Source organism: Azospirillum sp. B2RO_4, assembly GCF_051124815.1.
GTDB lineage: Bacteria > Pseudomonadota > Alphaproteobacteria > Azospirillales > Azospirillaceae > Azospirillum.
In genome coordinates this window covers 415242-435341 of record NZ_CP118487.1, presented here as the reverse complement: position 1 = coordinate 435341, position 20100 = coordinate 415242, and the positions used below count along the sequence as shown (strand labels likewise).

The 20100-nt window shown below is 69.6% G+C and carries 15 protein-coding genes; 1 reads left to right on the top strand and 14 read right to left on the bottom strand.

Translation table 11 applies throughout. From position 1 onward, the window contains the following. Window positions 1-39: 39 nt before the first annotated feature. The 8 genes from PWS46_RS19480 to PWS46_RS19445 all read right to left on the bottom strand — a co-directional run bounded on the left by PWS46_RS19480 (window position 40) and on the right by PWS46_RS19445 (window position 7001). Window positions 40-567, bottom strand: a complete 528-nt coding sequence (locus PWS46_RS19480; protein WP_434622147.1) for a copper chaperone PCu(A)C — start codon at window positions 565-567, stop codon at window positions 40-42. A gap of 183 nt (window positions 568-750) precedes the next feature. Further along, the gene (locus PWS46_RS19475; protein ID WP_434623024.1) at window positions 751-1152 is read right to left on the bottom strand and encodes a DUF2946 family protein; all 402 of its coding nucleotides are present in this window, start codon (window positions 1150-1152) and stop codon (window positions 751-753) included. Between the two features lie 155 nt (window positions 1153-1307). Then, the gene (locus tag PWS46_RS19470) at window positions 1308-1985 is read right to left on the bottom strand and encodes an ABC transporter ATP-binding protein (RefSeq protein ID WP_434622145.1); all 678 of its coding nucleotides are present in this window, start codon (window positions 1983-1985) and stop codon (window positions 1308-1310) included. 34 nt (window positions 1986-2019) lie between these two features. Next, window positions 2020-2772, bottom strand: a complete 753-nt coding sequence (locus PWS46_RS19465; protein WP_434622143.1) for an ABC transporter permease — start codon at window positions 2770-2772, stop codon at window positions 2020-2022. A gap of 18 nt (window positions 2773-2790) precedes the next feature. Beyond that, the gene (locus PWS46_RS19460) at window positions 2791-3786 is read right to left on the bottom strand and encodes an ABC transporter substrate-binding protein (RefSeq protein ID WP_434622141.1); all 996 of its coding nucleotides are present in this window, start codon (window positions 3784-3786) and stop codon (window positions 2791-2793) included. A gap of 109 nt (window positions 3787-3895) precedes the next feature. Beyond that, window positions 3896-4600 (bottom strand): ABC transporter ATP-binding protein, encoded by a 705-nt coding sequence (locus tag PWS46_RS19455; RefSeq protein ID WP_149270316.1) that lies wholly within the window; start codon window positions 4598-4600, stop codon window positions 3896-3898. A gap of 42 nt (window positions 4601-4642) precedes the next feature. Beyond that, the gene (locus tag PWS46_RS19450; protein WP_434622138.1) at window positions 4643-5380 is read right to left on the bottom strand and encodes a sulfite exporter TauE/SafE family protein; all 738 of its coding nucleotides are present in this window, start codon (window positions 5378-5380) and stop codon (window positions 4643-4645) included. Between the two features lie 4 nt (window positions 5381-5384). Further along, window positions 5385-7001: an acyl-CoA synthetase gene (locus tag PWS46_RS19445; protein ID WP_434622136.1), complete on the bottom strand. Its 1617-nt coding sequence runs from the start codon at window positions 6999-7001 to the stop codon at window positions 5385-5387. Window positions 7002-7181: 180 nt separating this feature from the next. On the opposite strand from PWS46_RS19445, the gene PWS46_RS19440 reads away from it, so the two are divergent. Further along, window positions 7182-7691 (top strand): RT0821/Lpp0805 family surface protein, encoded by a 510-nt coding sequence (locus tag PWS46_RS19440; protein WP_434622134.1) that lies wholly within the window; start codon window positions 7182-7184, stop codon window positions 7689-7691. Window positions 7692-7712: 21 nt separating this feature from the next. Here PWS46_RS19440 and pseG read toward each other — a convergent pair whose 3' ends face one another. The 6 genes from pseG to PWS46_RS19410 all read right to left on the bottom strand — a co-directional run bounded on the left by pseG (window position 7713) and on the right by PWS46_RS19410 (window position 19929). Continuing rightward, window positions 7713-8807: a UDP-2,4-diacetamido-2,4,6-trideoxy-beta-L-altropyranose hydrolase gene (pseG, locus tag PWS46_RS19435; protein ID WP_434622132.1), complete on the bottom strand. Its 1095-nt coding sequence runs from the start codon at window positions 8805-8807 to the stop codon at window positions 7713-7715. 172 nt (window positions 8808-8979) lie between these two features. Continuing rightward, window positions 8980-9705: a nucleotidyltransferase family protein gene (locus PWS46_RS19430; RefSeq protein ID WP_085083645.1), complete on the bottom strand. Its 726-nt coding sequence runs from the start codon at window positions 9703-9705 to the stop codon at window positions 8980-8982. 204 nt (window positions 9706-9909) lie between these two features. Beyond that, window positions 9910-13941: a tetratricopeptide repeat protein gene (locus tag PWS46_RS19425; protein WP_434622130.1), complete on the bottom strand. Its 4032-nt coding sequence runs from the start codon at window positions 13939-13941 to the stop codon at window positions 9910-9912. A 2-nt stretch (window positions 13942-13943) separates the two neighbouring features. Further along, a complete protein-coding gene (locus tag PWS46_RS19420; RefSeq protein ID WP_434622128.1) occupies window positions 13944-15962 on the bottom strand; it encodes a tetratricopeptide repeat protein in 2019 nt (672 codons plus the stop codon). 97 nt (window positions 15963-16059) lie between these two features. Beyond that, window positions 16060-18372 (bottom strand): NADP-dependent malic enzyme, encoded by a 2313-nt coding sequence (locus tag PWS46_RS19415; RefSeq protein WP_434622126.1) that lies wholly within the window; start codon window positions 18370-18372, stop codon window positions 16060-16062. A 240-nt stretch (window positions 18373-18612) separates the two neighbouring features. After that, the gene (locus PWS46_RS19410; protein ID WP_434622124.1) at window positions 18613-19929 is read right to left on the bottom strand and encodes a dicarboxylate/amino acid:cation symporter; all 1317 of its coding nucleotides are present in this window, start codon (window positions 19927-19929) and stop codon (window positions 18613-18615) included. Between the last annotated feature and the right edge of the window lie 171 nt (window positions 19930-20100).

Genomic DNA, 20100 nt, shown 5'->3' with positions numbered 1-20100 from the left:
AAAGGCCGCCGGCGGTGGAAACACCGGCGGCCTTTTGCATCACTGCTTCTTGGCCGGTTCGGCATTGTGGCCGTGGCCGGCGCCGCCCATGGCGCCCATATGGCCCTCGGCCTGGGGCGCGCTCTGTCCGGCGGCCTCGACCGCGATCTCGACATCGACTGTGCCGGCCTTCTCGAAGTGCAGGGTCATGGGGATGCGGGCGCCCTTCTCCAGCGGCTTCTTGAGGCCCAGCAGCATGATGTGCAGCCCGCCCGGCGCCAGCTTCACCTGCTCGCCCGGCGCCACGGGAATGGCTGGAACCTCCCGCATTTTCATCACGCCATTCTCGTTCAGATGGGTGTGCAGCTCCGCCTTCTCGGCGGCCGGGGTGGAGGCGGAGACCAGACGGTCTTCCGTGCTGCCGGTGTTGGTCAGCGACAGATAGGCACCGCCGTTCGGGGCGGACGGCGCGGTGGCGCGCGCCCAGGGATGGCCGATCTCGATCGGGCCGGCCTTGTAGCTGTGGGCCATGGCGGGGATGGCACCGAACAGGGCCAGGGCGGCGGCGATGCCGAGAATGCGCTTCATGGACTCTTCTCCTGGAATGCGGATGTGAACAGCAGGGGGGAGGCGCCGCGGCGAGTGCTGCCGCGGGGCGTGGATTGGAAGGTTGCGCGTTGGAATGCGTGGACAGCCCGCCGGACGCACCGATCCGGACAGGGAGCGGGCGTGGCGACGCGCGCGGCGGCTATGGCTGAGCAGCCGCGAAGATCAGGCGAAGGACGGTGGTGCGCGGGCCTGGAGGGTCGACAGGAACCAGCCGGCGGCGATGCGTTCTGCCGGCAGCAGGCGGGTGTCGCTGGCCATGGCGAGAGGCGGGCCGACCGTCAGTGGCGGCGGCGGCAGGGCCAGCCCGGCCACCAGCGGGCAGAGCGGGCAATGGCCGGTGCCGGGGCCGGTGCTGGACGGCGCGTGATCCGGTGATTTGTCAGGGTCGCCGTCATCGGACGCGAGCCCGAACTCGCCGATTCCATAAAGGGGGGCATCGAGCTGGATGGTGGTCAGGCCGCCGGAGGAGCAGATCGGCAGCGAGGCGGTCTCTCCGGCCCGGGCGGCCCCCGGAACCATCGGCATCCAGCCCCAGGCGATGACCTGCAGCAACAGCGCGACCATCCCGGCCACAAGGCCGAGCCTCCGCATCCGCCGCACTGTCGATCGACCGAAGAACATCCGCCACCCGCAATCGCCGGACCTTCCCGGCAGCGAGGCAAGATAGCGCAGCATCCGTGAACGGACGAGCGGCAAATGGACCCACACGCCGCGAAGGTTCAGGCCAGCAGCCGGAAGGCCGGGTCCGGCCGGGACAGCAGGTCGCGGCGCAACGCCTCGATGGTGGCGTCGTCGCGAGCGGCGCGGGGGATGGTCACCGGCACCTCCGCCACCACACGGCCGGGCGAGGGCGCCAGCAGAATCAGCCGGTCGGCCAAAGCCAGAGCCTCGCGCAGATTGTGGGTGACCAGCAGCACGGTGGCCGGCCGCCGGTCCAGCAGTTGCGACAGCAGCGTGCGCAGCCGGAGCGCCGTCGGCTCGTCCAGCGAGACGAAGGGTTCGTCCATCAGCAGCAGGTCCGGCTCCACCAGGAAGGCGCGGGCCAGCGCCACCCGCCGCGCCATCCCAAGCGACAGCTGGGTCGGGAAACGGTCGGCGAAGGGCAACAGCTCCAACGCGTCGAGCATGGCATCGACCGCCGGGCCGCGGCGCTGCGCACGCGGCAGGACCAGCGCCAGATTCTGCCGCACGGTTCGCCAGGGCAGCAGGCGCGGCTCCTGGAAGACATAGCCGAGCCGGGCCGGCCCGCCGTCCGGCCGCGCCCCGACCTCCACCACGCCGTCGAAGGCGCGGTCCAGACCGGCGACGATGCCGAGCGCGGTCGTCTTGCCGCAGCCGCTGGGGCCGACCAGGGCCACGACCTCCCCCGCCGCGGCGGACAGGGTCAGGCCGCGCACCGCCTCCACCGCGCCGAAGCGCTTGGAGCGGATCTCAAGCTTCAGCGGGCATCCGCCGCCAGCGCTGGCAATGGCGCTCGACCGGCTGCAGGACGCCGTATTCCAGAAGCTGGACCACGGCCACGAACGCGATGGTGTAAGCCAGGATTCCTGCGACATCGAAGGTCTGAAATAGGAGGTTGATCTGGAATCCGACACCATCGCTGCGGCCCAGCAGTTCGACCACCAGCACGATCTTCCAGATCAGCGCCAGGCCGGACCGCGCAGCCGCGGCGATGGTGGGAGTGAGTTGCGGCAGCAGCACATGGCGAAGCCGATCCGCGGGCGACAGGCGGTAGACGCGGGCCATGTCGATCAGCCCCTCGTCGATGGCGCGGGCACCGGCCCGCACCAGGACCACCGTGTTGGGAATCTTGTTGACGGCGACGGCGCCGATGGCCGCCGCCTCGGTCAGGCCGAACCAGACATAGGCCAGCACGATGACCACGAGCGCCGGCAGGTTCAGGAAGAAGACCAGCCAGGGACCGAACAGCCGGTCGATGAAGGGGGAGCGCCCCATCGGCAGGCCCATCCCGACCCCGATGGACATGGCGAGCGCGAAGGCCGCCAGCACCCGCAGCAGCGTGACGCCCATGTGATGGAACAGCGCCCCGCTCTCCGCCTCGCGCAGCAGGGCCTCGGCCACCACGACCGGTCCCGGCAACAGGCGCCCGCCGATGGACAGCGCCGCGCCCTGCCAGACGGCCAAAAGCAGCAGGATCGACGCGACCGGCATCAGGGCGGGCATCAGGGCGCTGCGCACCGGTCAGGCCCCACCGGTCCAGAAGGTGCCGGGGGCGATGGCGGGCGCGTCACCGACCAGTTCCCGTCCGCCCAGCCGCGCCAGCAGCGCGTAGAGCTTGGCAGCCCCTGCCCGCTCCTCCTCGGTCCAGCGGCGCGGGATGCCGTCACGGTAGCGGTCGCGCAGGGTGCGGAAGGTGGCGTCGTCCTCCGCCTGCATCAGCGGGGCGAGGCGGTCCCAGGCGGCATCGGACTCCGCCAACAGGGCCTTCGCCTTGTTGGTCGCCGCCTGGAATCCGGCGAGGGCGGCCGGGTTGGCGCGCGCCCATTCCTCGCGGAAGACATAGCCGATGGAGGGCACCGTCGCCGGCTGGCCCAGCGCATCCAGCATGTCGGACACCGTCATGGTCACGCGCATGCCCTTCGCCTCCAGCCGGGCGGCGAAGGGCCAGAAGGTCAGCACGGCATCCAGGTCGCCATCGGCGATCTTGCTGTTCAGCAGGGGCGGTGCGGCGAAAAAGGGCTGGGCGTCACGGTCGAGCGACAGCCCGTGCCGGTCGGCGGCGAGCGCCCTCAGCAACAGCCAGCTCTTGTCGAGCGGGCTGCCGGCCACCCCGATGCGCTTGCCCCGCAGGTCGCCGATCCCGCCGATGGCGGAGCCGGCCGGAACCACCAGCGCGCCGAGGGCGGTCGAATAGGGGATGAAGCACAGCGCCTCCCCCTTGCTGCGCATCCGCGACACCCACAGCCAGTCGGAAACGATGATCTCCACGCCGCCGGCCTGGAGCGCCACCTGGGTGGCGGGGTTGCCGGCCAGTTCCACCAGTTGCAGGTCGATGCCCGCCTGCTTGTCGAAGCCGTTGGCGCGGACGGTGTCGAGTTCCCAGCTGACCGTGCCGAATTTCAGCACCCCGGCGCGGACGACGGGCCGGTCGGCGGCAGCCGCGTGCCGCAGCGTCGCCGACGCCAGCAGCGCACCGGCCGCCAGCAATGTCGTCCGTCTGGTGCAGCCTGCCGCCATGGTCCCCGTCCGGTGTTGGTTGGACTGCCAGCTTAGGGGGACTGTAGATGGTTCGTATATTCAACGATAGGAGGATAAGGGTGGTATCGCCGGTGGAGCCGTGCCGGACTCACAGCCCCAGATAGGCCTGCTTCACCGCCGGGTCGGCCAGCAGCGCCTCCCCCGTTCCCGACAGGACCACGCGGCCATTCTCCAGCACGTAGGCCGTCTGGGCGATGCGCAGCGAAGCGGCGACATTCTGTTCGACCAGGATGATCGTCATGCCGTCGGCCGCCAGGGCCCGGATGATGCGGAACAGTTCCTGCACAAGGGCAGGCGACAGGCCGAGCGACGGCTCGTCGAACATGATGAGGTCCGGCTTGCCCATCAGGCAGCGGCCGATCGCCAGCATCTGCTGCTCGCCGCCGGACAGGGTGCCGGCCGCCTGATCCAGCCGTTCGCGCAGGCGCGGGAACAGGTCCAGCACCCGGTCGTAGGTCTGGCGCGCGCCGGCGCGGGCGCGCGGGATGACGGCGCCCATCTCCAGATTTTCCCGCACGCTCAGCGTCGGGAAGATCTGCCGCCCCTCCGCCACCTGCCCGATGCCGAGATCGCAGACGACATGGCTGGGCAGTCCGGCGATCTCTCGGTCCTTGAAGCGGATGCTGCCGCGCGCCGGCTTCAGGATGCCGGAGATGGCGCGGATCAGCGAGGTCTTGCCGGCCCCGTTGGCACCGACGATGGCGGTGGTCTGCCCTGCCGCCACCTGCAGCGTGACGCCGTCGAGCGCCTGGGCGTCGCCGTAATACAGGTCGAGATCGGATACGGTCAGCATGGCGGCGGTTCCAAACAGCGGGGAGCGCCCTCTATAGCGCGATCATTTCAGGAAGAACACCGCACTCATCACCAGCCCGACGGCGATGATGCCGGCGCGCAGCACCGGCTTCGGGATCTTGCGGCCCAGCCGGGCGCCGACATAGCCGCCGGCGACCGCAGCGACAACCATCAGCAGCGCCTTCGGCCATTCCACCGCCCCGCCCGCGGCATAAGCCACCACCGCGATGGCGGTCAGCACTGCGGAGAACAAGTTTTTCAGCCCGTTCATGGCGTTGAGGTCGGTCATGCCGAACAGGCTCAACTGCGCCAGCAGGAGGATGCCGAGCCCGCCGTTGAAATAGCCGCCATAGACCGAGACGACGAACAGCGTGCCCAGCATCGCCCCATTGCCGTGCAGGCCCAGGCTGCGCAGCCGCTGTGCCAGCATGTTGCCGAAGGCGAACAGCCCGGTCGCCAGCAGCAGCAGCCAGGGCACGATGCCGCGGAACACCGAATCCGGCGTCACAAGCAGCAGACCGGCCCCGGCCAGCCCGCCGACCAGACTGACCGCCGACAGCAGCGGCAGGCTGAGCGTGCCGACCGGCGTCAAGTCCTGGCGATAGCCATAGACGCCGCTGGCATAGCCGGGCAGCAGGGCCACCGTGCCGGTGGCGTTGGCGGCGACCGGCGGCACCCCGGCGTAGATCAGGGCCGGCAGGGTCAGGAAGCTTCCCCCGCCGGCAACGGCATTCATCGCCCCGGCCAAAAAGGCCGCAGCCAATAAAATCAATTCCATCATGATATTACGAGCGGTTCCTCAACTCCCGGCGAATGATTTTGCCGGTGGTGGTCATGGGCAGGCTTTCAAGAAATTCGATGGAGCGCGGATATTCGTGGGCGGCCAGCCGGGTCTTGACATGCTCCTGGATCGAGGCAACGAGGGCGTCGTCCGGCGTCACCCCCTCCTGCAACACGACGAAGGCCTTGACGATCTCCGTGCGCAGCGGGTCGGGCACGCCGACCACCGCCGCCATGCGGACGGCGGGATGGCCGATCAGGCAGTCCTCGATCTCGCCGGGGCCGATGCGGTAACCGGCGGACGTGATGACGTCGTCGTCCCGCCCGACGAAGCCGATGTAGCCGTCCTCGTCCAACTCCCCCTGATCGCCGGTGACCAGCCAGTCGCCGACAAACTTGGCCGCGGTGGCGTCGGGATTGTTCCAATAGCCGAGGAACATCACCGGATCCGGCCGATGCACTGCGATCAGGCCGAGCTTGCCCGGCGGCAGGCGGTTGCCCTGCCCGTCGATCACCGCCACGTCATGGCCGGGGACCGGGCGTCCCATGATGCCGGGCTTCGGCGCCATCAGCGTCGCGGCCGACGACACGATCATGTTGCATTCGGTCTGGCCGTAGAATTCGTTGATCGTCACGCCGAAGGTCTCGCGCCCCCAGTCGAGCAGCCCGGCGCCCAGCGTCTCGCCGCCGCTGGCGACGGAGCGCATGTCGATGCGATGGCGCGGCCGCGGGTTCTTCACCGCCCGCATCATCTTCAGCGCCGTCGGCGGCAGGAAGGCGTTGCGGACCTGGAATTCGGCCAGCAGGGCGAAGGCGGCCTCCGCGTCGAACTTCTCGAAGCGGTGGGAGACCACCGTCACCCCGTGATGCCAGGCCGGCAGCAGCACGTCGAGCAGCCCGCCGATCCATGCCCAGTCGGCCGGCGTCCAGATGCGGTCGCCCGGTTGCGGGAACAGGTCGTGCGACATCTCCACGCCCGGCAGATGGCCCAGCAGCACCCGGTGCGCATGCAGCGCGCCCTTGGGCTGGCCGGTGGTGCCGGAGGTGTAGATGATCAACGCCGGATCGTCCGCCCCGGTATCGGCCGGGGTGAAGCTGTCGGACGCCGCATCGCACAGCCCATGCCAGTCCAGACAGCCGGGACCGGACCCGTCGACGCGGAAGACGGCGCGCAGTTCCGGCAGCCGGTCGCGGATCTGGGCGATCTTGGCGGCCCCGGCGGCGTCGGTGACCACGGCGCGGGCGCCGCAGTTGGCCAGCCGGTATTCCAGCGCCTCCACCCCGAACAGCGAGAACAGCGGCACGGCGATGCCGCCCATCTTGTAGACCGCGACATGGCTGATCGCGGTCTCCGGCGCCTGGGGCAGCAGGATGCCGACCCGGTCGCCGCGGGCGACGCCTTGCGCCGCCAGCGCATTGGCGAAGCGGTTGGACAGGGCACGGATGTCGGAGAAGCGGTATTCCTCGGTCCCGCCGTCGCGCCGCTTGTGGATCAGGGCGATGCGGCCGGGGTCCGTCTCCGCCCAGCGGTCGCAGACGTCGACACCGATGTTGTAGCGGTCTGGCACGTGCCAGGCGAAGGCGCGGGACACACCTTCCCAGCTGTCCGCGTTGGGCAGCATGTTCGTTCCCTCCCAAAGGCTTGTCGTCGATTCCTTTGAGGAACCGTTGGCACGATCATAGGGGCAAGCGAGGCACCGCGTCACGCACCGGGAATAAGATGCGGGTCAGCCATGTTGATGGCGTCAGGAACGAACTGTTTCGTGCCGATCCAAACAGGACCCAACAGGACGAGAGCCACCATGAAAGCCAGCCCCTTCCTCGCCGCCGCGCTGTCCGCCAGCCTGCTCGCGGCCCCGCTTGCCGGCTGCGCCCAGCCGGGCTACGGCGATTCCTATGGCGGCGTCAGCGCCAACAAGCAGACGGCCGGCACGGTGCTGGGCGGCGTGGTCGGCGGCCTGGCCGGATCGCGTTTCGGCGGCGGCAGCGGCAAGCTGGTGGCAGTTGGCGTCGGCACGCTGCTTGGTGCAGCGCTGGGCAATGCGGCCGGCGCCTCCCTCGACCGTGCCGACCAGAATTATGCCCAGCAGGCGGCGGTCAACGCCTACAGCGCGCCGACGGGCAGCACCATCCGCTGGAACAACCCGGAAACCGGCAATTACGGCAGCTACACGCCCGTGCGCGAGGGCACCGGGCCGCAGGGCCAGCTGTGCCGGGAATACCAGACCACCATCGTGGTCCAGGGCCGTACCCAGCAGGGCTTTGGCACCGCCTGCCAGCAGGCGGACGGCAGCTGGCGCGTGGTCAGCTGACGGGAGCGGCCGAGAACGGCCTCAGGCAAGCGCCGTCCGCCGCCGGGCGGCGTTGCCGGATCTGGGGGCCGGGTCGGTCAGGGCGCTGGCGATGCGCACGGCCCCGTCGCCGTCCAGCGGCAGCGCCGCGGCGGCATCCTGCATGCGCTGGCGTTGTCCCGCATCGGCCCACAGGGAGAGCGCCCGCCCGGCGATGACCGCCGCCGCCTTGGCGGGATCGCAGCCGCGGGCGTCCACGGCGGTGCACCAGCCGAGTTCGGCGGCGTCGCCGCTCGCCACAGCCTGATTGTCGGCGGTGACCACCAGCAGGGTCGGCACCGCCAGCGCGGCGAGTTCCCCCATGGTGCCGCCGCCGGCGGAGACCGCCAGACCGCAGTCGGCCATCAGCGCGCCCATGCGCGGGCAGTCGATCTCCACGGAAACGCCATCGGCGGCGAGCGCCGCCAGTTCGGCCGCCACCATGGTGGCTTGGGGATTGCTGCCGCCGACGACGGCGACGATGCGGCAGCCGTCGGGCCGCTCCTTCGCCAGCGCCTGCACGACCGGCCCGGTCAGGGTGAGCGGGTCGGAGCCGCCGAAGGTCACCAGCAGAACCGGCCGGTCGGCGATGGTCCGCCGCGGTTCCTGCGCCGCCAGCCGAACCTCCCGCCGCAAGGGCGCATAGCCGGGGCCGAGCAGCAGGACGGCGCCAGGTGCCATCGCCTCATAAGGCAGGGCCGCCGCCTGCGGTGCGGCGTTGACGACGAAGTCGGCATGCAGCGGCGTGCCGTCGCCCAGATCGTCCCAGGCCAGCACCCGCGCACCGGCGGCCTGCAGCCCGACGCGGTAGGCTTCGCCGAAACGGTAGCCGTCGAGCATCACGGCCGTGCCATGCTCCCGGCGCAGGAGCGAACGGGTGGCGGCCAGATCCGCCGCCTGCCCCACCGGCCCGGCGATGGAGACATGGCGGAAGCCGTCCGCCGACAGCCGGCGTTCGATGGCGGGGGTGGATTCGACAGCGGCGAACAGCGCCTCGTGCCCCTGGTCGCGCAGGGCTTCGGCCACGGCGAGACAGCGCATGACATGGCCGGTGCCGATGGTCGGCGACGCGTCGGCGCGGATGAGGATGACGGCCATGGCACGGGTCCGGAGAAATCGGCGTGGCGGCCCGGCCCCGGCGCAAGAACTTCTGCGCACGGTGCCGAGTCGGTGCGCATCTTGGCCCGGCACTTTGCCCGAGTCCAGTGGCAGACGGTCGCGTGCGCGGGGGTAAATTGCGGCCGGACGGGACTCCCGACCGGCCTCCCCGTCAGGACTCGCGGCCGGCGATGACGCTGGCGGCGGTTGCGAGGCTTTCCGGCGTGCCGATGTCGAGAAAGCGGGCCTTGGCGACATGGGCGTTCAGCGTGCCGGGCGGCAGCTTCTCCAGCACGTCGCGTTCCAGCGATACCGCACCCGCCGCGATGAAGCGGTCGAGGAAGGCGGCGGAGAAAAGATAGACGCCGGCATTGATGGTGCCCGCCCCCGGCGCCTTGTCCAGGAAACGGCGGACGCGGCTGTCGGGACCGATCTCCACCCGCACGAAGCGGGAGGCGTCCTCCACCGTCACGCACAGCACCGACGCCTCCGCCCCCGACAGGCGGTGCGAGGCGATGAAGGCGCGCAGGTCGGCGTCGAGGAAGGTATCGCCGTTCACCACCAGGATGGTGCTGCTGCGCAGTTCCTTGCGGACATAGCCGAGCGCACCCGCCGTGCCGAGCGGGCGCGGCTCAATCTGGCAGACCACGTCGATGGTGCCGGCGGAATCGCCGCGGGCGAGCCATGCGGTCACCCGGTCGGCCAGATGGCCCAGGCACAGAACCACCCGGCGCGATCCGTAGGTCGACAGGTAATCCAGGAGATGGCCGAGGAAGGCGCGGCCCGCAATCGGGGCCAGGACCTTCGGCGTGTCACCCAGAACGCCCCGGATGCGCGTGCCCAACCCGCCGGCAAGCACCGCGACGTCTATGTTGGCAAGAGCGTCCTCAGACCGCACCGACCGTCCTTTCCCTCAAACCCAGCTCCGAAACCCCGTCCTGAACCCATCCGTCACCGTCAGGCAGGAAACAGCTTACGACGGCGCGGGCGCCGGGTCATCCACCCTGCGTGGCGCCCGGCGGCCATAGTCGATAAAGGGGCGGCTCCGGAATCGCAATGCGGAATTGCGTGGGCCTCCCCATCCGTTGGTCAGGGGCGATGGTCATGGGCAATGGCCAGGGGCCCCTTCGGCGAGGCGCTGCAGGCGTTGCGCGACCGCCGCCAGGGTCACGTCATGGTCATCGGCATGGCCGGCCAGCGCCATGGATGGAAACCAGGGCCGCACCGCCGTCCCCAGGGCCGACCAGTCGCCGGCCCCTGCGATCCGCCAGACCGGGATTCCGAGGGCGGCGGCCAGTTCTCCCACCGCGGTCGGGGCGGAGATCACGAGGTCGAGACCGGACATCAGCGCCGCCACCCCCTCCAGATCGTTGCGCTGATCCAGATCGGGCCAATGGTGCAACACGGTGCCGAAGCGGTGCAGGGCCTCCTCGCGCTCCGCCGCCTTCCCGTCATATTGCAGGCTGACGAAGGTTACGCCGGGCAGGGCGAGGACCGGTCCCCATTGGTCGATCCGGCTGTATGCGCCCGCCCGGTCAGCGGTCATGCGGCTGCTTCGCCAGCAGATGCCGACACGCAGGCCGGGACCGAGGGCCGCCAGCCGGCCGCGCCATTCCGCCGCCAACCGCGGATCGGCGGTGAAGAGCGGAGCGGCTGAGGGAAATTGCCGCAGGGTCGAGCGCAGCCGCGCGGCGATGCTGCCCATGGGCGCATGGCAGTCGGCGTCACGCGGGTCCGCCGTCGGCGCGCGAACCTCCGCCCCAGGAAGGGCGCGGGCGAACAGGCCGGTCAGGCGCGGATCGCATTCGACGATCAGCCGGCCGGATTGGCGGAGCAGGTCGGGCAGCGCCGTTCCGAACATGATTTCGTCGCCCACCCCCTGCTCACCCCACACCAGGATACGGCGGCCGGCCAGAGGCTCCCCCTGCCATTCCGGGACGGTGAGGCGGCGGGATACGGTATCGCCGGTGGCGAAGCGGCGGGCGTAGTCGTCCCAGCCGCCGGTCAGGTCGCCCTCGGCCAGGCGCAGCAGGGCGCGGTTCATCCGGGCATCGGCCCTGCCCGGCGCCAGCCGCAGGCTCCGTTCGGTCCAGTCGCGGGCGAGCCGACGCTCTCCCCGCATCAGCAGCGTGTGGCCGTGGTTGACCAGCACGTCCGGCAGGTCGGGAGCGAGCGCCAGTGCGCACTGGTGGGCGTTGAGGGCGTCGTTCCGGCGACCAAGCCCGGCCAGGGCCATGCCGAGGTTCGACCAGCCCTTGGCCGAAGCCGGCGCGATGCGCAATGCGTGGCGACACTGGCGGGCAGCCTCGGCGAAACGCCCTTGCCCCTTCATTGCGGCGCCGGCGGTGGTCAGCAGGCCGGCAAGGCTCGGCGCCAGGACTGCGCCGCGGATGCAGGCGGTCTCCGCCTCGGCGAAGCGCCGGGCGGCGAGCAGGGCGGCGGCGAGGTTGCCCCAGCCTTCGGCCAGCAGAGGACGCAGCCGTACGACCCGGCGGTGCAGCGTCGCGGCCTCTGCCGGAGACCCGCCGGCCTGGAGCGCCACGCCGAGGTTGGCCCAGGCTTCCGCAAAGGCCGGGTTCAGTGCCACCGCGCGCCGGTGCCACTGGATGGCGGCGTCGACGCGGCCAAGCCGGAGCAGGGTGAGCCCGCCGTTGGTCCAGGCGGCCGGGTGGGTCGGAGAGGCTGCCACGGCCCTGCAGTGGAGGGCTTCGGCATCCGGCAGGCGGCCTTGCCGGTGCAGGGCGACCGCCTGTGCCGCCAACCTCTCCGCCTCCGCGGATACCCTCTCCTCCTCGGGGAGAGGGTCGGGTGAGGGGGGCGCATGGCGTGACGCGCCCGATAATCGGGAGAGGGATCGCAGCGCACAGGCCATGTCGGCCATCGTCGCCGACAGCGGCTCGCCGGGGCGGGGCTGGAAGACGCGCATCGACGGGTACCAGGGGCGGACCCCTGCCCCCAACTGCGTCCAGTCGCGGGTGCCGAAGCGCCAGACCGGGGTGCCGAGCGCGCCGGCCAGTTCGCCGACCGACATGGCGGGTGAAATGACGAGGTCCAGCCCGGCGATCAGGGCGGCGACGCCGTCGAAATCGTCCTTGCGGTCGAGATCGTCCCAGCGGTGCAGGCGGATGCCGAAGCGCTGTTCCGCCTGCCGGACCTCCGCCTCCACATCGCCATATTGCAGCACCACCCACTGGATGCCGGGCAATGCGAACAGCGGCGCCCAGGCATCCAGCGGCAGATAGGCGGCGCGGCGCTCCGCCGTCATCATCTGGCTGCGCCAGCCGATGCCGACGCGCAATCCGGGGCCCAGCGCCGCAAGGCGTCCGCGCCAGCGCTCCACCAGCCCGGCGTCGGGCACCAGCCAGGACGGGCGCGGCGGAAAATCGGTCAGCCGGCGGCGCAGGACGCGGGGCAAGGAGCCCATCGGCACATGGCGGTCGTAGTCGGGGATCGCCATCGCCTCCCGCCCCTGCGCGTCCAGCGCCTCCGCCCGCACCCGCAGGGTCGGGAAGGAGCGGGCGAACAGCGGCACCAGCCGGCGGTCGACCTCCAGGATGGTGGAAACGGCGCGGCCGGCCAATTCCGGGCAGAGGGCGGAGAACAGGATGCTGTCGCCCACCCCCTGCTCGCCCCAGATCATCAGGCGGCGGCCGGTCAAATCCTCCCCGCGCCACGCCTGGGTGCGCGGATGGCGGCCCTGCCCGACCTGTCCCGAGCCGAAGCGCCAGGCGTAACCGGGCCAGCCTTGGTCGAGATCGCCGGCCTCCAGCCGCAGCAGACCCTTGTTGAAGTGAGCCAGCGACAAGTCGGGCCGCAGCGTCAGTGCCCGGTCATAGCATCGTTCCGCCCCGGCATTGTCGCCCAACCGCTGGCGGGCCAGCCCCAGATTGCTCCAGGCCTCGCCAAAGGCGGGGTCCAGCGCCAGTGCGCTGCGGTAGCAGTCGGCGGCGCCGGCATGGTCGTGCCGGCCCTGGCGCAGATGACCCAGGTTGTTGCGGGCGGGCGCCTCCAGCGGCGCGAGCCGGATTGCGCGGCATTGCGACCGCTCGGCCCCGGTGAAATACTCTGCGCCGCGCAGGGCGTTGCCCAGGTTGGTGTGGGTTTCCGGCAGGGCGGGATCGAGAGTGAGCGCCACATGCCAAGCCCTCCAGGCGTCGGACGTGCGGCCGGCGGCGTGGCGGGCATTGCCGAGATTGTTCCAGGCGCCGGCGAAGTCGGGACGGTGGCGGATCGCTTGCCCGTGCAGGGACTCCGCCTCGGCATGCCGGTTCTGGGCGTTGCGGATGCTGCCGAGATTGTCCAGCGCATCGGCGTGATCGGGCTGGATGGCGGTGGCCGCATCGAAGCAGGCGGCGGCATCATCCAGTTGACCAAGCGCCTTAAGACAGAGCCCCAACCCATTGAGGGAGAACGCATCACGCGGATGGACGCGAAGGGCGTCGGCGTAACGCTCCGCCGCGTCCTCCATCCGTCTGGCGGCATGGAGCGCGGCGGCGAGAGCGGACAGCGCCGTGGGGTCGGAGCTGCCGCCGCCCAGCGTCGCCGCCATGCGCAAGGCGTCGGCTGCCTCCTTCACACGACCGAGATGCTGAAGGCTGACGGCCCGGTTGGTCCAGGGGCGCGGGTCGCCGGGAAGCAGGTCCGCGGCGCGGGCGTGGGCCGCCAAGGCCTCTTCCGCCCGGCCGATCTGCTGCAGGGCGGCACCGAGATTCAGATGGGCGTCGGCCAAGCCGGGAGACAGCCGGGCGGCCTCGGCATACTCGGCGGCAGCTTCCGCCAGCCGGCCTTGCGCCGCCAGCACCAGCCCCAAATTGAAATGGGCGCCGACATGGGTGGGGTCGCGCTCCAGCGCGCCGCGCTGCGCCACCTCAGCTTCCTTCAGGCGGCCAAGCCGCTGCAGAACGATGCCCCGATTGGCGTGATAATCCGCCACCTCCGGCGCGATCTCAACCGCTTTATCAATCAGAGCAATGGCTTGAGCGTTGTCGTTGCGCTGGTGGTTTAGCACGCCCAGCAGATGCAGGGCGTCGGAATGGCGCGGTTCGGCATCCAATACGCGTCGGTACAGGGGTTCGGCTGCGGCCAGAGCGCCGGCTTGATGGTGGCGCAGCGCCTCGGCAAACCAGTCGGACACGCTCACAGATCACCTGCGGAAAGTCTGGTAAGCATCTGTACAGCCTTGGGAATAGTGCCAGCGATGCCGGCCTCCCCATCGGGATGGATGCAGCGCATGGTGGGGAACCAGGGACGTACCGCGGTGCCGAGTTGGGTCCAGTCGCGCCGGCACAGCCGCCAGACCGGCAGGCCCAGCGCCGCCGCCATTTCCCCGGCGGAGGACGCGACGGTGATCGCCAGATCCAGGTTCGCCATCAGGGCGGCGGTGCCCTCCAGATCGGCGATCTGGTCGAGGTCGGGCCAACGGTGGATGGGCCGGCCAATGCGCTCCTCGACGGCAGCGATCTCTTCCTCGCGTCCGTCATATTGCAGGCTGACGGCATGGATGCCGGGCAGGCGAAGCAGCGGAGCCCACTCCTTCAACTCCGTATAGGATTGCCGCCGCTCGGTGGTGAGGCGTTGGCTGGTCCAGGCGATGCCGACCTTCAGGCCCGGGCTGAGCGCGTCCAGCCGCGACCGCCATGCCGTCACCCTCTCCGGATCCGGCTTCAACCAGCCGGCGGGCGGGAGCGTGACTGGAGCGGTCTTCCACAGCAGGCGCGGCAGCGAGCCGAAGGACAGGTGGCAGTCGGCATCGTCCGGCCGCCGCGTCGGTGCTCGCACCGTGGTGCCGGGAAAGGAGCGCTGGAACAGCGGGACCAGCCGGGGTTCGCATTCGACGATGGCATCGGGGAAACGCGACAGGCCTTCCGGCAGAAGGGAGCCGAACATGAGTTCGTCGCCCAGCCCCTGCTCGGCCCACAGCAGCAGGCGGCGCCCGGCAAGCTCGCCCCCCTCCCATTCCGGGATGTTGAAAGGGCGTCTCGGGCGCAGGCGTCCGGACTCGAAGCGGACGGTGTAATCTTCCCATCCCTCGGCCAATCGGCCTTGCCGCAGGCGCAGGATGGCGCGGTTGAAGCGGGCGAGCGCCTGCGCCGGGTCGGCGTCCAGGGCATTGGTGAACTCCCGCTCCGCGCCGGCTTCGTCGCCCAGATCCTGAAGGGCAAGCGCCAGATTCGTATGGGCGGCGGCATATCCGGGGCGCAGGTCCAGCGCCCGGCGCTGCAACTCGGCGGAGACCGCGGCCTGTCCCTGCAGGCGGCGGATGGTGCCGAGATTGGTCATCGCCTCCGCCATAGTCGGGTCGAGCCGCAGGGCGCGGGCGAAGGCATCGGCGGCGGGTCCGATGTGGTCGGCGGCTTGCAGGGCAAGACCGTAAGCGTTCCAGCCCTCGGCATCCGCCGGTTCCAGCGTCAGGTAGCGGCGATAGGCCGGCTCCGCGTCCCCGCCCCGGCGTTGCCGCGATCCGGCCAATGCCAGAGCTGCCGCGGCATGATCCGGCCGGCGGGCCAGCACGGCCCGCAACGCCGCCTCCCCCTCGTCGGCATGCCCGAGGTCGAGCAGGGCAAGGCCCAAAGCGGCACGCGCCTCCGTCAGTGCGGGATTGGCGGCGAGCGCGTGGCGCAACAGCGGTTCCGCCTCCGCCGAGCGGCCGAGGCTGCGCAGCACGGCACCCAGGTTGCCCTCCGCCTCGGCATAGTCGGGACGGGCGCGCAGGGCGACACGGTAGGCCTCGGCGGCCTCGGCGGCCTTGCCTTGGGCGTTCAGGGCGTTGCCCAGCGTGTTGGCGGCCTCCGGGAACGGGCGGCGCAGGCGCAGGGCGTTGCGGGCGGCGCGTTCCGCCTCCGCCGAGCGGCCGAGCGCCTGGAGGGCGTAGGCGAGATTGGCGTGGTAATCGGCAACGTCGCGCTTGGCCGCCACCGCCTGCCCGATCAGCTCGGCGGCCTCAGCAAAGCGGCCGGTCTGGCAGGCGATCATGCCGAGCAGATGCAGGGCATCCGGCTGGCGCGGCTGGGTGGCGACCGCCTGTCGGTAGAGAGCTTCGGCGTCGGCCAAGCGGCCCGCCTGGTGCAGCGGCACGGCCTGCCCGACCAGCGCCGCGGCGGTGGCGGCAGCGGAATTGCCGGATTTGCGCTGGCCAGAATCGCGCTTGTTGCTCATGCCCCGTGCCGGATTGGTTGGCTACGGGTAAGGGATAGCACGAATTGGATGCAGGGAAATGGGGCGCGGCGAACACCGCGCCCCTGTCGTCCCTGATTTACGCTTCCACGCCCGCCGGCGGGGTCGGGGCAGCGTTGACCGGTTCGGCGAGCTGGGCGTCGACCACGGCGACAGCGGTCATGTTGACCAGGCCGCGGGTGGTGACAGACGGGGTGACGATGTGGACCGGCCGCTGGACGCCCAGCAGGATCGGGCCGACGTTCTGTGCCTCGCCCAGGATTTTCATCATGTTGAAGGCGATGTTGGCGGCATCCAGCGTCGGCATCACCAGCAGGTTCGCCTCGCCTTTCAGCGGACTGTCGGGCAGCAGCTCCTTGCGGATGGCGGGGGCGAGAGCGGCGTCGGCATGCATCTCGCCGTCGATCTCGACATCCGGCATCTGCTTCCAGGCCAGTTCCACCGCAGCGCGCATCTTGCGGGCCGACGGCGTGTCGGCGCTGCCGAAGTTGGAGTGGGACAGCAGGGCCACCTTCGGCTCGATGCCGAAGCGCATCACCTCGTCCGCCGCCAGCCGGGCGATCTCGGCCACCTGCTCGGCGGTCGGGTCGGGGTTGACGTAGGTGTCGGTGATGAAATGGACGCCCTTCTGCGAGATCAGCGCGTTCATCGTCGCGGCGACCTTGACGCCGTCACGCAGGCCGATCAGGCCGCAAATGTGCGCCCAATGCTCGTTGAAGCGGCCGGTGGTGCCGCAGACCAGCGCGTCGGCCTCGCCGCGGCGGACCATCAGGGCGCCGAAGACGGTCGGTTGGGTGCGGACGACGTTGGCGGCATGGGCGGGCGACACGCCGCGGCGGCCCATCAGCTTGCGGAAGTGCTCAGTGAAGTTGTGATAGCGCGGGTCGCGGATGATCTCGATGACCTCCACGTCCTGGCCGATCTTCAGGCGCAGGCCCATCTCGCCGATCACCCGTTCGATCACCTCGCGGCGGCCGATCAGCACCGGATGCGCGATGCCGTCATCGACCACCACCTGGGCACAGCGGATCACGCGCGGGTCCTCGCCTTCGGCATAGACGACGCGCTTGGGCGCGGTCTTGGCCTTGGTGATGACCGGCTTCATGAACAGGCCGGAGCGGATGACATACTGGTTCAACTGGTCGCGGTAGGCGCGGAAATCGGCGATCGGCCGGGTGGCGACGCCGCTGTCCATGGCGGCCTTGGCGACGGCCGACGACACTTCGACGATCAGGCGGGGATCGAAGGGCTTGGGCAGGATGTAGTCCGGGCCGAAGCGCAGCGATTCACCGACATAGGCCGCAGCCACCACGTCCGACGGTTCGGCGCGGGCGAGATTGGCCATGGCGTGGGTCGCCGCGATCTTCATCTCCTCGTTCACCGTGGTGGCGCCGACGTCCAGCGCGCCGCGGAAGATGAAGGGGAAGCACAGGACGTTGTTGACCTGATTGGGGAAATCGGAGCGGCCGGTGGCGATGATGGCGTCGGGACGCGCCTCACGGGCCAGATCCGGCATGATCTCCGGCTCCGGGTTGGCGAGCGCCAGGATCAGCGGCTTGTCGGCCATGCGGGCCAGCAGCTCCGGCTTCAGCACCTTGGCGCCGGACAGGCCGAGGAAGATGTCGGCGCCGTCGATGACGTCGGAGAGCGTGCGCGCCTCGGTGACGTGGGCGTAGGCTTCCTTGTACTCGTTCATCTCCTCGTTGCGGCCCTTGTGGACCACGCCGATGCGGTCGACCAGCCAGACATTCTCGCGGCGCACGCCCAGCGACAGCATCAGGTCGAGGCAGGCGATGCCGGCCGCGCCACCGCCGGTGGAAACCACCTTGACCTTGGAGATGTCCTTGCCGACCAGCGCCAGACCGTTCAGCACGGCGGCACCCACCACGATGGCGGTGCCGTGCTGATCGTCGTGGAACACCGGGATCTTCATGCGCTCGCGGCAGCGGCGCTCGATCTCGAAACAGGCGGGGGCGGCGATGTCTTCCAGATTGATGGCGCCGAAGGTCGGCTCCAGCCGGACGATGGTATCGACCAGACCATCGACATCCAACTCGTTCAGCTCGATGTCGAAGCAGTCGATGCCGGCGAACTTCTTGAAGAGGACGGCCTTGCCTTCCATCACCGGCTTGGCGGCCATCGGCCCGATGTTGCCCAAGCCCAGCACGGCGGTGCCGTTGGTGACAACGGCCACCAGATTGGCGCGTGCCGTCAGCTCCGCCGCCTTCGACGGATCCTCGGCGATGGCGGTGCAGGCATGGGCAACGCCCGGCGAATATGCCAGCGCCAGATCGCGCTGGTTGGCCATGGGCTTGGTCGCGACTACTGCCAGCTTACCGGGCCGCGGATTGCGGTGATACTCAAGCGCCATCGCCTCAAAATCGCCGGACATCGGGTCTCTTCCTCCGGTTAACAAGATTTCGGTTAATTCTTTGCGTTCACTTCACCTGATTGGCGGTTATAGCCCATTCGGACTGTTGCGCCAACCGCCCCGCGAAACGGACGGGGGACGATTCGAACCAAATCGAAGCGTCCCCCTTACCTTACAGGATCCTTATGCTGGCCGGATGGATCATCTTTGGAATTTCCAAAACCGTCGCCCGCATGTGTGCCGCGCGTTTGCGGCAGGTCGTCAGATCCGGGCCAAAGCCGGCTCCTTGAAGTGCTGCTGGTATTCGGCGACCGCCTTGCTCTCGTCGAACTCGCCTTCCATCTTGGCGACGACGACGGTGGCGACGCCGTTGCCGATCAGGTTGGTCAGCGCGCGGGCTTCCGACATGAAGCGGTCGACGCCCAGCAGCAGGGCCAGACCTTCGATCGGCAGGACGCCGGTGGCCGACAGGGTCGCGGCCAGCGTGACGAAGCCGCCGCCGGTGACCGCCGCCGCACCCTTGGAGGTCAGCATCAGGATGATGAGGATGTAGAGCTGCTGCCAGATCGTCAGATCGACGTTGAAGGCCTGGGCGATGAAGATCGCGGCCATCGACAGGTAGATCGAGGTGCCGTCGAGGTTGAACGAGTAGCCGGTGGGGATCACCAGACCGACGACATGCTTGGAGCAGCCGAACTTCTGCATCTTCTCCATCATGCGCGGCAGCACGGACTCCGAGGAGGAGGTGCCGAGCACGATCAGCAGTTCCTGGCGGATGTAGCGGATGAAGTTCCAGATGCTGAAGCCGTAGGCCTTGGCGATGCCGCCCAGCACGACGAAGATGAAGATCGCCATGGTGAGATAGACCGACGCCATCAGCTGGCCGAGCGCGGTCAGCGAGGAGATGCCGTACTTGCCGATGGTGAAGGACATGGCGCCGAAGGCGCCGACCGGGGCGACACGCATCAGGATGCCGATCACGCCGAACAGGGCATGGCCGATCTTGTCGAAGATGTCCTCGACCAGCTTGCCCTTCTGGCCCATGGCGGACAGCGCGACGCCGAACACCACGGCGAAGAACAGGATCTGCAGCATGTCGCCCTGAACGAAGGCGCCGACCACATTGTCGGGCACGATGCCGACGATGAAGTCGATGAAGCCGTGCTCGTGGGCGGAGGTGGCGTATTTCTGCACCGCGTCGGCCTTCAGCTGACCCGGCAGGATGTTCATGCCGGCGCCGGGGCGGATGAGGTTGACGACCAGCAGCCCGATGCCGAGCGCGAAGGTGGTCACCACCTCGAAATACAGCAGGGCCTTGCCGCCGACCTTGCCGACCTTCTTCAGGTTGCCGATCGAGGAGATGCCGGTCACCACCGTCAGGAAGACGATCGGGCCGATCACCATCTTGACCATCTTGATGAACAGGTCGCCCAGCGGCTTCATCTGCACGGCGATGGCCGGGTAGAAGTGCCCCAGCAGGATGCCGATGCTGATGGCGGTCAGAACCTGAACGGTCAGGTTGGTATAGAAGGGCTTCTTCACCGTGCCATGCCGGCCGGCGGTCGCGTCTGCGCTCATGCTGCTCTCCTCGTGGCGTTCCTCAGAACGGCGTTCCTGGCGGGGTGCCCGTTCTTTCGTCCGGCATTTGCACCGGCTGGGCGGGCGGCCCCCAACTGATTGCCAGTGAAAGCAAGCGGTGGGCCAATTGCTGAATCCAGCAACATCAAGCATTTGCCGAATGGCCGAGGG

Excerpts from the sequence above, each read along its gene's own strand:
- PWS46_RS19455 (WP_149270316.1), bottom strand. The coding sequence starts at position 4,600 with ATGCTGACCGTATCCGATCTCGACCTGTATTACGGCGACGCCCAGGCG.
- PWS46_RS19445 (WP_434622136.1), bottom strand. The coding sequence starts at position 7,001 with ATGCTGCCCAACGCGGACAGCTGGGAAGGTGTGTCCCGCGCCTTCGCC.
- PWS46_RS19475 (WP_434623024.1), bottom strand. The coding sequence starts at position 1,152 with ATGGTCGCGCTGTTGCTGCAGGTCATCGCCTGGGGCTGGATGCCGATG.
- pseG (WP_434622132.1), bottom strand. The coding sequence starts at position 8,807 with ATGGCCGTCATCCTCATCCGCGCCGACGCGTCGCCGACCATCGGCACC.
- PWS46_RS19440 (WP_434622134.1), top strand. The coding sequence starts at position 7,182 with ATGAAAGCCAGCCCCTTCCTCGCCGCCGCGCTGTCCGCCAGCCTGCTC.
- PWS46_RS19420 (WP_434622128.1), bottom strand. The coding sequence starts at position 15,962 with ATGAGCAACAAGCGCGATTCTGGCCAGCGCAAATCCGGCAATTCCGCT.
- PWS46_RS19410 (WP_434622124.1), bottom strand. The coding sequence starts at position 19,929 with ATGAGCGCAGACGCGACCGCCGGCCGGCATGGCACGGTGAAGAAGCCC.
- PWS46_RS19450 (WP_434622138.1), bottom strand. The coding sequence starts at position 5,380 with ATGATGGAATTGATTTTATTGGCTGCGGCCTTTTTGGCCGGGGCGATG.
- PWS46_RS19415 (WP_434622126.1), bottom strand. The coding sequence starts at position 18,372 with ATGTCCGGCGATTTTGAGGCGATGGCGCTTGAGTATCACCGCAATCCG.
- PWS46_RS19465 (WP_434622143.1), bottom strand. The coding sequence starts at position 2,772 with ATGCCCGCCCTGATGCCGGTCGCGTCGATCCTGCTGCTTTTGGCCGTC.
- PWS46_RS19480 (WP_434622147.1), bottom strand. The coding sequence starts at position 567 with ATGAAGCGCATTCTCGGCATCGCCGCCGCCCTGGCCCTGTTCGGTGCC.
- PWS46_RS19460 (WP_434622141.1), bottom strand. The coding sequence starts at position 3,786 with ATGGCGGCAGGCTGCACCAGACGGACGACATTGCTGGCGGCCGGTGCG.